The organism is Vineibacter terrae (assembly GCF_008039615.1).
GTDB classification, from domain to species: domain Bacteria; phylum Pseudomonadota; class Alphaproteobacteria; order Reyranellales; family Reyranellaceae; genus Vineibacter; species Vineibacter terrae.
The window spans coordinates 1-14,015 of record NZ_VDUZ01000039.1 but is presented as its reverse complement, the minus strand read 5'-3'; the positions used below and the strand labels follow the sequence as shown (position 1 = coordinate 14,015).

13 protein-coding genes and 1 pseudogene are annotated in these 14,015 nt (G+C 61.7%); 3 read left to right on the top strand and 11 right to left on the bottom strand.

Annotated elements, in window-relative coordinates; genetic code table 11:
* Positions 1-12 precede the first annotated feature (12 nt).
* The 3 genes from FHP25_RS41540 to FHP25_RS28355 form a co-directional block, all read right to left on the bottom strand.
* Positions 13-567, bottom strand: coding sequence for a DEAD/DEAH box helicase family protein (locus tag FHP25_RS41540; RefSeq protein ID WP_218578667.1), 555 nt, complete (start codon positions 565-567; stop codon positions 13-15).
* 369 nt (positions 568-936) lie between these two features.
* Positions 937-1,380: a thermonuclease family protein gene (locus FHP25_RS28360; protein WP_218578665.1), complete on the bottom strand. Its 444-nt coding sequence runs from the start codon at positions 1,378-1,380 to the stop codon at positions 937-939.
* A complete protein-coding gene (locus tag FHP25_RS28355) occupies positions 1,380-2,462 on the bottom strand; it encodes a hypothetical protein (protein ID WP_178133841.1) in 1,083 nt (360 codons plus the stop codon). The genes FHP25_RS28360 and FHP25_RS28355 overlap by 1 nt, the downstream gene beginning before the upstream one ends.
* Positions 2,463-2,530: 68 nt before the next feature.
* On the opposite strand from FHP25_RS28355, the gene FHP25_RS40965 reads away from it, so the two are divergent.
* A complete protein-coding gene (locus FHP25_RS40965; RefSeq protein ID WP_178133840.1) occupies positions 2,531-2,707 on the top strand; it encodes a hypothetical protein in 177 nt (58 codons plus the stop codon).
* Positions 2,708-2,807: 100 nt separating this feature from the next.
* On the opposite strand, the gene FHP25_RS28350 is transcribed toward FHP25_RS40965, so the two are convergent.
* The 7 genes and pseudogenes from FHP25_RS28350 to FHP25_RS28320 all read right to left on the bottom strand — a co-directional run bounded on the left by FHP25_RS28350 (position 2,808) and on the right by FHP25_RS28320 (position 10,729).
* Positions 2,808-3,218: a hypothetical protein gene (locus FHP25_RS28350; protein WP_147850354.1), complete on the bottom strand. Its 411-nt coding sequence runs from the start codon at positions 3,216-3,218 to the stop codon at positions 2,808-2,810.
* A 359-nt stretch (positions 3,219-3,577) separates the two neighbouring features.
* Positions 3,578-4,510, bottom strand: coding sequence for an ARPP-1 family domain-containing protein (locus FHP25_RS28345; RefSeq protein ID WP_147850353.1), 933 nt, complete (start codon positions 4,508-4,510; stop codon positions 3,578-3,580).
* A 127-nt stretch (positions 4,511-4,637) separates the two neighbouring features.
* Complete coding sequence (locus FHP25_RS28340; protein ID WP_147850352.1) at positions 4,638-5,045, bottom strand: hypothetical protein; 408 nt, start codon at positions 5,043-5,045, stop codon at positions 4,638-4,640.
* Between the two features lie 226 nt (positions 5,046-5,271).
* Positions 5,272-5,459: pseudogene (locus FHP25_RS42715) on the bottom strand (IS3 family transposase); the annotation flags it as partial.
* Between the two features lie 351 nt (positions 5,460-5,810).
* Positions 5,811-6,176 carry a hypothetical protein gene (locus FHP25_RS28330; RefSeq protein ID WP_147850350.1) on the bottom strand — a complete coding sequence of 122 codons (366 nt, stop codon included), beginning with the start codon at positions 6,174-6,176 and terminating at the stop codon, positions 5,811-5,813.
* Positions 6,177-6,406: 230 nt separating this feature from the next.
* Positions 6,407-7,198, bottom strand: coding sequence for a dienelactone hydrolase family protein (locus tag FHP25_RS28325; protein ID WP_178133839.1), 792 nt, complete (start codon positions 7,196-7,198; stop codon positions 6,407-6,409).
* 168 nt (positions 7,199-7,366) lie between these two features.
* A complete protein-coding gene (locus FHP25_RS28320; RefSeq protein ID WP_218578663.1) occupies positions 7,367-10,729 on the bottom strand; it encodes a TM0106 family RecB-like putative nuclease in 3,363 nt (1,120 codons plus the stop codon).
* 273 nt (positions 10,730-11,002) lie between these two features.
* Here FHP25_RS28320 and FHP25_RS28315 point away from each other — a divergent pair, with 273 nt between their 5' ends.
* Positions 11,003-11,419, top strand: coding sequence for a hypothetical protein (locus tag FHP25_RS28315; protein WP_147850348.1), 417 nt, complete (start codon positions 11,003-11,005; stop codon positions 11,417-11,419).
* Positions 11,420-11,564: 145 nt separating this feature from the next.
* On the opposite strand, the gene FHP25_RS28310 is transcribed toward FHP25_RS28315, so the two are convergent.
* Entirely contained in the window at positions 11,565-12,548 is a 984-nt protein-coding gene (locus FHP25_RS28310; protein WP_147850347.1) for an ABC transporter substrate-binding protein, read from the bottom strand.
* Between the two features lie 671 nt (positions 12,549-13,219).
* On the opposite strand from FHP25_RS28310, the gene FHP25_RS40960 reads away from it, so the two are divergent.
* Positions 13,220-13,384: a hypothetical protein gene (locus tag FHP25_RS40960; protein WP_178133837.1), complete on the top strand. Its 165-nt coding sequence runs from the start codon at positions 13,220-13,222 to the stop codon at positions 13,382-13,384.
* Positions 13,385-14,015 lie beyond the last annotated feature (631 nt).

Sequence of the window (14,015 nt, the reverse complement as noted above, 5' to 3'; positions counted from 1 at the left end):
GGCTGCCTTTCGCTACTTCAGGCCGCGTGCGTTGCCCATCACCCTTGCATCAAGCTCGTCCTGCCGGGTTAAAAGCAGCTCGAGCATCATGTAGTTCGTGAGAAGAATGTCGGACTGGTTGGCCGCGACCGCGTTGCGTTCCGCGTCCTTCTCCTGGCATGTGTCGCACTTCACCACAGGCCGCAACTGGTCCGAGATCGAATGCTTCCATGACAGTCTGCTCTCGTAGGCGGCCGTGATCTGATGCGGGAGCGGTTCGACCACGGAGGTGTGGACGGCAAGCACCAGGTCGAACAGGTGAGCAAGGTAGATGCGCTGGGCCTCGGAGACGAGGCGGAACAGGACGCCGTCGCCCTCGAAACTCCAGGGCCGCCCTTCCTCAACGACCTCCAGATCGGCTTCTCGATCACGGTATAGGAGCTCATTGCCGACCTTGCCGGCGGCGTCCTTGTAGGTGAGCTCGATGGCACCGGAACCGAACCACTGCACGCTAACGACTGTTACGATGCCATTTGGCAGCACGCCGCGAACCGAGCAATTGGGCTTCAGATCTTCAAGTACGGCCAAGACCCCTGCCTCCATTCAGTTGCCATCATCGACGGACGTATCGCGTAAGGAACCTGGGGACGACGTCGCTTCCACTCAGCGTGGAACGGATGTTCGCCAGCCGGTTCTTGAAACCGCAGGTCGGGTTGGCAACCAAAGCGGGCCGGGCGTGAATGCTCGACCGGATCTCGGGCGCCTGTCACGTCGGGCGACTGGTCCGCGGCGAAATCAGCATAGCTCGCTGTGCCAGCGAGCCCATCCGCATATGGCATGCAGAGATCAGAGATGACGCTCCCCAATGTTTCCCCCCAATACTTGTCATGTTGTAGATACAATAGAGTTCAGCAATTTTCGAGGGAAACTCGTCGCATTGCAGCCGATGGCGTGCGCCTACCGCCTCAAGCAGTACGCCGGCAGTGTCATTGCCGCGGCGACAGGCTTCTCAAGCCGCCCATACCGACCGCCGCTCCAGCGCGGACAGTCCCGGCCCAAGCCAGCCGCGATCAACTGCGCCGCCAGATCGCCGTCCTGATTCCGGCAGACCCCAACCCAGCGATCATGGGTGCGATCACCGTTGAGCTGGCAGACGACCTGCTCGCCCCTTGTATGCTCGATCATCCAAGCACGGGCGGCCGGGCCACCGGGCTCGCGTAGCTCGGGCGCATGCAGTCCATTCAGGCGAACTGGCACGCCGTTGACCACGATCGTATCACCATCGCGGACGTGGGTGACCGTGCCAACGAGTTGCCGGCCCTCACGGGCGTCAGCGATGCCGAGCCACAGACCGAAGATCAGTCCGGCGCCAACCAGCGAGAGGGTGCGGAGCGTGGGCATCAGTCGTTCCCCACGACCTGGAGACGGCGGTTGTCCGATTCGGTCGCCTGCACCTGAGCCAGCCGGTCATTGGCGCTGATCAGCAGGAGCACGAAGAGCAGTAGTGGCAGCACGTCGATCCCGATGCCCACGGCCCAGCCGGCAACAACCCGGTCGCCATACTCAAGGACAGCCTCACCTGGCCCCATCGGCCGGTAGGAGATCACTTGAACCGGCCGCTTCTGCCGCTGCAACGCATCCACCGACTGGCCCAGCCGCTCGGCATGCTGGCGCAGCTCGGCCTGGAGATTGTCCATGGCGCGGCGTTGACCTGGGTTCAGCCCCGTTGCCGACACGTCCACGACACCTGCACGCCGAATGCCCGGCAGGATGGACAGCGCCTGAAGCTGTGTGATGGCCTGCTGGAGCTCGCCGACCGCCTCTGCGAAGCGCTTCTGCGCGACAGCGGAGGTCTCGGCCACAGACACAATCTCATCCATCTGGCGCAGAGCGAGCGCACCTGCATGCTGAAACTGGTCCGCCTGGTCACGGACAGCCCGGCCTTCGCGCGCCAGCCCGTCGTAGACGTCCGCGACCCGCCGCAACCGATCGACGACGGCACCCTCTCCCTTCGTGCCACTCAGCCGACCCGATTGCTGCTCAGCATCGGCCATTGACCGAAATGCGGCCGCGCTGCCTGTGAGTTCCGCCAGAACGTTCTGCTCAACCAGGACATTGCTGTGAGCTGTCGCAAGCGCGGTCCGGTATTGGGCAATCTGCTCGCCCATATGGGTTCGGACCGCGGTATTACCGCTGATGGCGGTCGCGACGAACCAGGCCGAGACGGCTGCCGCCACGAGGAAGAGCACGCCGGCCAGGACGGAGAGCGCGGCCTTGGTCCCTGTCCCCTGCGCTTTGGGTACGGCGCCGAGCAGGAGGTGCCAGATCGAGCCCAGCCCGATGCCGACGACTGAGGCGGTTACGAATGGCACAACTACGCTTTCGACGCCGTGCGAAACAAGAGCGCGGGTGCCAAAAAAGGTCGCCACGCTGGCGGCGATGGCGCACGCCACCAGCACGACGAGCTGAAGTCGTTGCATCATGATCTCCACTACTAGATGTCGTTGGCGGCGTTGGCGGTCCGGTGGATCAGCGATCCTGAGGGATTGACGTGGAAGGCTTGTTCAACGCCGCCAATGCTTCGGGTGCGTCGCAACGCAGCGGCGCAATGCCCGCAGCCCAGCGAAAGTGCCTCGCATATACAGCACGTATGCCGCGCCGCCAGAACATCGGCTTCATACTGATCATGAGCGTGTTTCATTTTGAGATCATGCCCCAGGCTGGCTGACCGTTTCGCGCAGGAGCCGCTGGGAGATGCAGCACGCTCGAGCGAAAGCCAGTTCCCGGCGGGCGCGCCATCCAGCCGTGGCCGGCGGAACACCGCATGTTCACCTGCCAGCGCCCAACAAGAGAAGGCCGCCGGTTGCAGCAATCACTAGCACCGTACCAACGACATCCCACCATCCCGGCCCTGAGCTGCGGCCGTCATTGCAGGCGTTGCCGTCATAAGAGTACGCCTGCACGATGCTGTTGGGGCCTATCTTGAACGTCATGCGACAGCGCGGCGTCTCGGCATTGCTGCTTGCGGCTGTGCCGGCCTTCAACCAAGTCAAATACCTCGTGCCGGTATCGTCGTTCTCGAGCTTGTAGGTGGTATCGGGTGGACCGAGTTTGTCGACCAGCGACTGCTCGGTCAGACCGACATTGGACTGCATCGCACGCTCGAAGTGCTCGGTGCCCCCGCAGGCAGCAAGCTGCGATGCAATCGCAAGTGACCCGGCAACGCGCTTGAACGTCATCGTTCTCCCCCCCTTTCGGCTCTGACGGCCCGATGTGGCCGCTGACCCATGTGCCGACGACACACCCCATGAGCGGCACTGCCCGCGCCATTGTTCATCGTTTTCGTCCTCATGCGCCGACCAAGACTTACCTTTGTCCGTCGACCTGCGGCCAAGTTCACGGCCAGTCCTGGCGCGTCACGACCTCTACCGCCGGATGATATGAGGGGGTCGTGTCTGATGGGCCAGATGAATCCGCACCATATCGGCATGATCAGTCCGCATTTTGACTATGAAGGTACTTCATGTAGTCCCCTCTGGTCGGCTCATCGCGCGGGTCGGCGCGCGGGCGAAAGGCTGAAAGACGCCGTCGAACCAAATCAGACGGACACGTTGGGGTAGGCAGTCAGATGGATGACCTTGCCGCCGGCGATCAGACCGGCGCCAACCAGGCCGGGCGCTGTCAGCCGCAGGTCTTCGCCCAGCCCAACGGCACGGTGGCGGGTGGCTTGGCTTCTGGCGAGCGCCGCCAACCCCTCCGTCGGCTCCAGAGCGACATCAGAGGCTCCGCCTGGCTCCTCACGATCCAGAGCATCGAGGGCGTAGCCGCGCACGATCTTTGGAAACAGGTGCGACAGCAGGTCCGTCGATCCGAACACCTCCAGGCCCGCCAGCCGGCCGTCCACCAGGAAGGCAGCTCCTACCTGCCGTTCCGTGGTCGCAAAGCTATTCACGAAGCCCTCAATGTCCGCAGCGTGCCGTTCATACAGGGCACCGGCCGCCCAGGTCTCGGATGAGGCGTCAAGCCGCGCCGACTTTGCCGAAACATCGCTCCAGACCTGGTATTGATCTGTTGACCGTCGCCCGCTCCGCCGCAGGCTCGCTGATACTGACTCGACATTGGCCCGCCGCAGCTTGGCGTAGATGACCCGGTCTGAGGTCGTGAAGCGGCGCGACTTCCAGGCCCAGCGGCCCTGCTCGACGCAGGAGACCGGGATTTCCAGGGACTGGTGCCCTGGTGCCAGGACGCTCAGGTTCAGGATGCGGTTCTGCCGGGCGCCGACCAGCTCCTCGCCGTCGATCAACAGGACCGGGTCCGTGCCATGGTTGAGGAACAACAGCCGCGGCACATCACCTTCTTCGGAGACCTCTGTCACCTCCACCAGGCTGCGTGACAGCGCTTCGTCGAGCGTCAGCAGACCGCTTGGACCGCGCTCAGATGACAGGATCGGTAGGAGGGTTAGGTTGCGGCAGATTTGGGCAGAGCCGAAGGACAAGGTCGTGAGGAAAGAGGCCAAGTCGCGTTGCGTCATGGATCATCCGTAAAGTGGGGCGGGTGTCGTGCCCGTATGGAAAGGAACATGGAGGGCGGAGGTGTCAGTTCCGGGCACCTGCTGGCTTATGCCAGACGCACCCGGCCTTACTGGGACACCGCCTCAATCAGAATGGTAGCGGGCGATCGACGCGAACGCTGGTTCCGAACGGCGTCACCTCTGGCACGCAGAACGGATCGTCGGTGACGTCGATAAACTCATCCAACCAACGTCGAACGTCGGGATGGTTCATGAACCAGTTTTTGTCGGCGAGTTCGCCACGGCGACGCGCCCAGATATGCATGGTCATGATCTGCATGGCGGGGACCATGCGACGATGCCAGCGCATGAAGGTCGCGAGCTTGTGCTGCCGTGCCTCGGCGCTGGCCGTCACGTCCTTCATGACCATGCGTGCCATGACGAGCTGCAACTCTGGATACTGCGGCATGATCGCCTGTTCGGGGTCCCGGTAGATTTCTTCCAGCGCCGGCACCAATCGCGCGGCGATCCAGTCGGAATTGATGGTGTAAGCCATGGCGGAAGCCCCCGCTCTGCGTCCTTATGCGGGGCAAGGCCCGCGATCGGCGGGAATATGGCAGTCCAGGGTGTCAGTTCTGGACACCTCGAGTGACGTCCATCGACCAGCGCTGGTTGGGGCCTTGCGTCAGGGTCATCGGGACGCGCCTGCCGGTGGCTCGCTTGCGGCCCCGCCGGCGCATCCGCCCGCATTCGCTGCCGCACCGTCCTGGGCTCAATCTCGATCAACCTGCAGGCGCGGCGTTGTGAGAAGCCGTGTGCCGCCATGAGACGATGCGCTGCTTCTCGCCGCGCTGTAGGCGTGGTCAGTTTTTGACAGCAGGTCCTTCAGCGCCGCCACGTCCAGCATCGACTCCGCCAGCAGCTTCTTCAGACGACGGTTCTCGTCCTCAAGGCTCTTCAGGCGCTGCGTATCCGACGCCGTCAGGCATACCGTTGACGTTTCGGAAAAATGGCCGATGGCGGTTTGCGTCTGAGGGCGAGATGCCTCCGCATTACGATCCGAACTCTTGGTCAAGCAACTGCCTTAGCTTGATTGCTGCGGCCTGATCGAACTGAATGGTTTGACTCTTCTCGCCTTTATGTTTTCTGGATGTAGACCCATAAGTATCAATTTGGATGTACCGTTTGTTGTCCTGCGTGAAGATTGTGTATGTGCAACGGACAGGCTCGTGGACACGGTTTTTATCGAGATCCAAGCGTTCGAGTTTCTCTACACGAGCCATGAGCGCTCCTTTCAACATAGTAGGGTACCATACCCCATTTAGCCACTAAGATCATCGTCTTCACGCCCCTCTTGAATACCGATAGGGGCATTGCATGCGATAAGCATTTCATCGGAAGAAAATCCGTATGCCTCCAATAGGCGCACGACTTCCCCGCCCGTGCTGCACCAACCGACCCACGTCTCGGTGCCTTGCATCTCATGGCCGTAGCAGACGCGGAAAATATCATCCTTGCGTGGCGCGTCCCAGTGATCCGGATTGTTGCACAAGATCAAAATGACGTTGTCGCCATCGACGCGGCGCTCCCACCAAAGCAGAGCGTCATTGGATTTCACCTCAAAGCCCAGCGCTAGGAAGAGGCGCCCATCGACGGACCCCATAGCAATCGATTTGCGGTCAGTCACAATTTATCTCCGGTCTTTGCTGCCAAAGTCATCCTCGGCACACACTACCGTCGCAATGTTTCTGGATGAGTCCTGCAACGCACACAACGCATTCACCAGCTTCACCTGCTCGATCGTGCTGCACGGCACGTCCGGCAGCCGCGGGCTTGCGAACACTATCGCTAGCGCCTGGGCGCGGGGCGCCGCGGCGTAAAGTCGGTTGCTGGAGACTCGTCAGGCAGAATGTTTCGCTACTGAGTAAACCGTCGAGCAAACTCAATCAGCTTTTGTTCCACCTCAGGTCGGGCGCCGAGGTAGTGGTCAGTCACACCAGCGGGGGAAATGACTTCCCAATGAGCCTGCCACTTTCCCTTTAGGTCACGTTCGCAGGTTCCCCAGTACCTCGAGGGCCATTTCTCGTCCTTGCTGGAAGTGATGTTCAGAACTGGAACCGTGCTCGGGGTCTTCAAGCCTGAAGTCTGCTCATCATAGTTGCGACACATCCAACCATGGAGGATCACGGCGCGGAATTCCGTCCCCCTCCAATTTCCAGCAGCAATCGCTCCTTCGCTATGCCCCATCAGAATCAGTCGATTGGTGTCGACCCATGGCTGAGTCCGCAGCATAACGAGGGAATAGCGTATTTCCTCGATGCGCCATTTGTGGGCATCGGGAAAACCGCCGCAGTTCATATTCAAGTCGCATTGCATTTTGCGACCCTTGCGCTTGAAGGAATCAGGCGCAATGGAGATGAAACCACCCTGCGCCAGGACCTTCATGTCGTGAATATGACCCTTCTCGATGCCGGTACTGCCATGAAGGTAGATCGCAACTGGTGTGCCGCGTTTGACAGCGGCAAAGTAGTTGTAGTTGATCGCGTCGGTCATTCGCGCGATCACAGGATCAACACCCGGAAGTGTCGGCATCACCACCAATGCACCGCTCCAAGAGCGTTCGACATCGAACGTCGGATCTACTGCCGAAGCTGGGATGACGTACATCATCGCCGCCGTTAGACAGACGGCCTTGAACCATTTCAACATTCCAATCCCCCAATTTTTTAATGTAGGAGATCGTACCTTCAGTAGGCCCATCCGATCTAATAGGAACCCCGTCCAAAGGCGACTCCCTCACAGTCGTACAAGACGGATCGAAGCGCTATCATGTCGTTCTGTTCCGGGCATTTCACGACGCTCCCGCAAATCCAGTTGTCATCTGCCTCTTCGCAGTTCTGCGGTGCCAAGCTCTCGCAGGCAACACAAGGCGTTCACCAACTTCATCTGCTCTATCGTGCTGCACGGAACATCGAGCAGCCGAGGGCTCGCAAACACGACCGCGAGCGCCTGAGCCCGTGATATGGCCACATTCAGACGGTTCGTGCTGAACAGAAAGTCAATGTTTCGTGGCAACTCGTCGCCACTCGAGGTCGCCATCGAGATCAAGCAGACGGGCGCTTCCTGTCCCTGGAACTTGTCGATCGTGCCCACCCTAGCGCCGGCTGGCAGGTGCTCCTTCAGCCGGTTCACGTGTGCGTTGTATGGGGCGACAATCAGAATGTCGTCGAGGCCGATCACGCGCTTTTTGCCGTCGCGATCGCGGAACCGTTTTCCCATCAGGGCACTGACCGCGCCGGCGACCGCCCGTGCCTCCTCCACCGACGACTGGCTGTTGCCGTCGTGCTCGACGTCTATGAAGGCTGTTCCCGCCGTGGGAAGCCCCTTGTACGGCTTGCTGCCCCAGATGATCTGCTGCCGCGCGGTGTCCGGCTCACTGGCCAGGCGCCCGTCGTAGACGATCTGTGAGACGTACCGGCAGATCGACGGGTGCATGCGGTGGGTTACGGGAAGAAAGATCCCCTTGTCCGGCGGTACGGTCGCATGCCCGTGCAACACGTACTGCAACGCCGACAGGCCACTGTCGCCGGGATGGACACCCCGGATTGGCTGCGCGAGCTGCATGGGGTCGCCTACTAGGACGATGTTCTTGGCGCAGGTCCCCGTGGCGACGATGTTCGCCAGCGACACCTGTCCGGCCTCGTCGACGAACAGGTAATCAAACCGTTGATCGTGCTCCTCGCGGGCGAACAGCCAGGCGGTGCCAGCCACCAGCGGATACTCCTGGAGCTCCGGCGCCTTGTTGTCGTGAACGACTTTGATCAGGTCGTCACCGGGACCGGCGTCACCCTTGTTCACCTTCTTGACGGCCTTGAGTGGGTATCGCTCCTCTCGTGCCGCGCTGGCGACGGCCCGAAGCAGGTTGTCGATCGCTTTGTGCGAGTTCGACGTGACGGCGACCCGCTGCCCCTCCCTGAGCAGCGCAAGAATCGCGCGCGAGCTCACGTAGGTCTTGCCCGTGCCGGGTGGCCCCTGAACGGGCAGGCATGTGCTTCCGGCATCACGAACGGCAGAGACGACGGCAGACACAACGTCCATCGCCGTGTCGATGACCGACTCTCCAGCCCTGCGGCCCTGGATCCGGGGCGGCTCGCGTTTCAGAAGTCCTTCGATCGCCGGGTAGCGGTGCCCACCGGTTGCGATGTCCGCGGCGACACGCCACACCGCGTCGCGCAGAACGGCGTTGTTGATCGGGCCGTCAGGGATAATGTCCAGCGCCTGGGGCGGGCTACCGGCACTGGGGCCAAACTTCAGGTCGATGGTGCGCTGCTCCAGGTCGAGCACCTCAGCCTTGATGCGTGATAGACGCTCGCTGCGTACCCGAACGGTGTCGCCCGCAGTCACCTTGGTTTCCTGCTCCGGGAAACGGTAGCGGCGGACTTGGGAATGGGCGACGGGCCAGGACGCGCCAGCGGCTTCCAGGCCACCGAGGCTGTCGAGGTCGTCGGTCAGTTCCTCGGACTCGCGCTCGGCGCGGTCGAACATCGCCCACCAGGCAGGCTTGTCCTCGCGTCGGTGAAATGCTGTGAGCTCGAACAGTAGCTCGAGCGGCTTGGTACCCAACCCAGAAGCATCATGCTTCAACCGCTCCCAAAGCTTGCGCCGCGCAATTTCGTGAGGGTCCGCTTCGGTGTCCACATCCGGCTCTTCCGTTCCGATAGCCGCAGGCCGGAACCATGGCCTACCCGCCGGCCGCACGTTCTCGACAAGCCAGTCGCGCAAGCCTTTCGTCGAACGGCAATCGGTCTCATTGTAAGCACGGATCTCCTCGAGAATCGAAGAGTCCCCGGTTTCACGATACTTCTCATACGCGACGACGCTATCAGCCGCCGTGGCGACGTCGCCCCCACGGGCTGGCAGATAGAAAACTTCCAGGTCCTTGAGCGAATAACCCGGTTCTGATGCGATCAGGCCCTGCTGCACCACCCGGTAGAGGTCCACAAACCGCTTGCCGCGCAGTAGTCTATCCAGCGCGGCTTCGCCGACAGCGTACAGGCTCGCCAGCCGCTTCAGAGCCGTCACCTCGTAGTGGTTGTAGTGGTAGATGTGAGCCCCTGGATGGGCCTGCATATGGCGATCAAGGAGGGCCAGGACCTTGACTGTGGCCCTCGCCTCCTCCTCCCGATTATGCGCCCAGATCGGCGTGAACGCCGGTTCTGACTCGTCTGCCCGGTAGATGCCGAACAGATATTCCAGACCACCCTCGAAATAGGGATCGCCTTCCATATCGAAGAAGAGATCCCCAGGATTGGGCTGGGGCAGCCGGGCAAGGCCGCGACCGAGCTCGGTGGCCCGAAGCTCGAAAGACGGTGGTCCACCCTGCCGCCTGGCTTGTTGCAGACGCGCCTGGACCGTCAGCCGCTCCAGCGTCTCTGCCACCAGCGTCGGAACCCTGGCCTTGCGCTTTGCCAGGGAGGCGATGGTCGTAACCCCGGCTGCCTCGAGCTTCTGGCGCTGGGACCGGGTGCTGCCGGCGACCAGGCTGAGACTGTCCGTCCGGTCCCATTCCTCCTGGCAGTGGTCTCGCCAGCGGCACAGAGAGCAGGCCGCGCTGGGTTCCGGCCGCGTTTCCGCGGGGGACGCCACGAAGGCTTCCAGGCGATGTCGCAGCGACCGGCAGTACGCAGCATAGTCTGCCAGCCGAAGCGATGCCCGCTCGCCCGACCCGAGCTCGACATGGACGTGCTCAGGCGCCACGCCCTGGATCCCCGCGAGCAGGTCGGCGTAGAGCGAAAGCTGGAGCAGGTGCTTCGGATCGGCCGACCGCTTCAGCTTGGTGTCGACCACCTCGTAAGAATACGTGCCCAGCCTGGAAGGTCGTTCGACCCGTTCCAGAAAATCAGCGTAACCACCCCACTGCCCGTCCGAGAATGCCGCCTGGTAGATGTGTGGCGCCCCCTCGTTCAACGCCTCGACCGTCGCGGCGGTGGCATCCTGAAGCGTCAGGCCGTCTTTGGTGATCGTGACAACCGGCCCGGCCTTCTCCAGACGAGCCTTGTAGGCAGCTTCGTGGGCATCGCCCTTCGCCTGCACCAGCTCGGCTGCCGCATCGTCCGCGGCCGGCATCATCAGATCATCCCCCCGCGCGTAGCGGAGATCGAGGGCGGTCGCGTGAGCACAGGACTGGAAGCGCATCAAGTCCGATGCGAACAGCCGTATCTTGTCGCCTTCCAGCTTCACGGAGCACCCCTCGCTCAGAAACGGGCCTCATACAGCGGCGGGGTGTCAGAACCTGACAGGTTCCGGTCCGTTCTGGCGCAAGTCAGGCCATGCGACGGTCCAAAGGTGATGGCAAGACAATGAGAGATTGTTTTTTGCCTTATTTTTCAATGAATTCTTCTAAGACGTGAACGATTGTCGCAGTTACATATGCAGCACGCAGCGTCGTGCGCTGAGACGAAGGAGAACATGTTGGTGCGAAAGAAAAGCAGACCCGCCCCGCCCGGTGACGCCGTGGACATCATCGAGAAGGGCATGAAAAAGGCTGAGCTCACCAACCGGCGGCTGGCCGAGATGCTGGACACCACGCCGGCCGTCATCGCCGCCATCCTAGCCCGCGAGATCCCGATCCCCCTAATGTGGATCCCCAACATGGCCGATGCGATCGAGTACGACGCGAAGTTCCTGATGAGCCTGGCTCTGGGCGAGCAGTGGTTGGCGACCCTGACGGCGATCGCCGGGTCCTTGCTGTGGGAGGAAGGCGCCGTCCAGCGCGAGCTGATTGACTTCTTCACCCGACTGGGCGGCGGCGAATGTCCGTCAATGAGCGAGGATCCGGCGTTGGCGGAGAGGCTTGAGAAGGCGTTTCGGGATCCCGACGACGATCGCCAGGGTGGTGTCAGTGGTAGCCAGGGAGGTCCGGTCCATTGAGTCGTTGATGGACCACGCCCGGCAGCCCCGCAGTTAGGGCGCGTACTCATAAATCTGGGATTGTCCGTTTTCGGGGGTAAAGCGGACATCTGGCGACGATCCCGGCAGGTCGCCTTTTGACCCGAAGCGGACATGATGGGTCCGCTTACTCGATCACCTCGTCGGCGCGGGCCAGCAGGGTGACGGGCACGGTCAACCCGAGTGCCCGGGCGGTCTTAAGATTGATCACCAACTCGAACTTCGTCGGCTGCGCGATCGGCAGATCTCCGGCCTCTGCGCCACGCAGAATCGCAGCCACATAGCCGGCTGCTTGCCGCCGCATCTCCAGCGAGTCGGGACCGTACGCAACCAACGCGCCGGCCCGCACATACCCGATGTCAGGCGTCATCGTCGGCAATCGCGCTGCCAGCGCGGTGCGGAAGATCGCCTCCTTGTGTTGCGTGAACACCGGGTCAGCACCGACGTAGACACCGCCCGCCGGCAGGCGCGCCGCCCACGCCATCGCATCGGAAATCTCATCCGGCCCCGTGACGGCGCGCTCCTTGATCTCGATCCCCAGCACTTCGGCAATCGCCATAGAATTCTTTAGGAATACCTCATTTCCGGGATTTGCCGGATGAAACAACACAGCAAATGTCTTGGCCGTGGGAACGATCTCCTTCAACAGCTGGAACCGCTTGCCGCTCAGCTCACTGCCGAGAATCGAAACACCGGTGATCTTGCCACCTGGTCGCGACAGGCTACGCGCGAAACCCGCTCCCACCGGGTCGGCGCTGGGCGCCATCACAATGGGCATGTTGGGTAAAGCCGTCCGGACGGCCTGCACCGACGTTCTACCCGACGTGACGATCAGCACGCTGCCCGCGGCCTCAAGCTCGCGGGCAAGCCTTGCCAGTTCCCCGACATCACCATTGGCATAGCGCATCGCAAGGCGAACAGATTTCCCCTCAGACAAGCCGTTCGACTGCAGCCCGTTGCGGAACGCTTCAAGCCTCCCCTGGAAGCTTTCCTCGCTGCCCAGGTAGAGAACCCCAACGGTAGGAACCTCGCCTGATCGCTGCGCCCGTGCGGCGAGCGGCCACGTGAACGACGCGCCGACGAAGACCATGATGACATCGCGGCGTCTCATGTGAGCGGCCCTCCATCGATCAAGCTATCAAGGCAGCGATGTCAGGTCACTGACAAAAACGCGCCGATGTCCGTTCTTGGCCCATAGCGGACATCCCTTCGTCCTATGCCAATGTCCGTTTTTGGGGGCAAAGCGCCATTGCCTTGCCTGCATCGGTAGGACCTGTCTATGAGTACGCGCCCTAGAATGCTGTCGAACGTCTTTCCCTCTCACAAGAGCCACAAAAGACATCACGTTTAGCCCGATTGTAGACCACGATCGTCGCCCGGTCGCGAGACCATTGACCCCTTCATGCGTCATCAGTCCATGTTCGACGATGATTTCGCGGCTCTCCCCGATCTTCACTCCCGACGTGATTGTGGCCTTCGGGAGGCACCCCTTTGAGTCTCACGTGTCAGGTCCCGGTATGGCAGGTGCGATTGGTAGCGCTCTTCCTGACTACCACCTTCGCCGCCGTCTTTGCTTCCTCTAATGGCAATCCTTCTCCACCATGGATTTTCTTCTTTCTCTGAGTTTCCAGAAACACAGCTACCAATCACTACCTGTGACGACGGAGACGACGCCCACCCCTAGATTAGGACCAAGCCACCGTGCAGGCCCTCCGCGTCATACAAGTCGGAAGTATCCGGATCGCGCAGGGCCGTCGGCGGCCAGATCCAGGGGAGCCTCTCATGACCAAGAAACCCGCTAGTCTCGAAAGCATCGCGGCCATGCTCCAGGAGGTCCTGAAGCAGCAGCAAGTGATCCACGGGAAGATGGAAGAGATCATCGCGACCTGCGACCGCATCATCGTCATGGGTAAGGAGATGCGCGCCCTTTGTCGGGAGCGCGATTGACCGGCGCTGTTCAAGCTCTGAGGCCGACAATCCGACCCGCCCACCAACCTGCCGTGCCCTGGCGCGTCGGAAGTATCCGGGTCACACCGGATTTCCCGGAATACTGGCACCATCCTGCCCATCGGAACGCTGCCGTTCTAGGACTTCCATGCCCCTGCGGTACATGGCGCCCTGTCGACCCGTTCCCGGACGGACGACCATAGGTATTCGCCCACCATGTCCAATCGCGCCCTGGCGATCAAAGTTGAAGCTCCCTGCGCGGACGCCCCAGGTCTGGGCGTCGGCACGAATGACGAAGCGAGGGACGCACACCGTGTGCCCAATACTTGGGATCAGGAAAAGTCCATGGCTCCGCTGACGACAGTCGTTTCGAGTTCTCAGACTCGACGGGTGGGCTTGCCCGCTGAATGTAAGGTTCAGGGTCCCAGCGGATAAGCTCCACATTCTGCCCTGAAATCGCTGAGGCGAGCAGAAGAACCGTACCAAACGGGAGAGCTCCCAATCGGCTCCTCGACGTGGCGAATGGAATTGGGGGGAATTGTTGGTAACCTTCGCCGAGAGACGGAGCGGGGGTTGGGTTGGACGGGAATCGGGTGCTGGCACTGGGTCTTGGCGTGACGGCGCCGTGGCG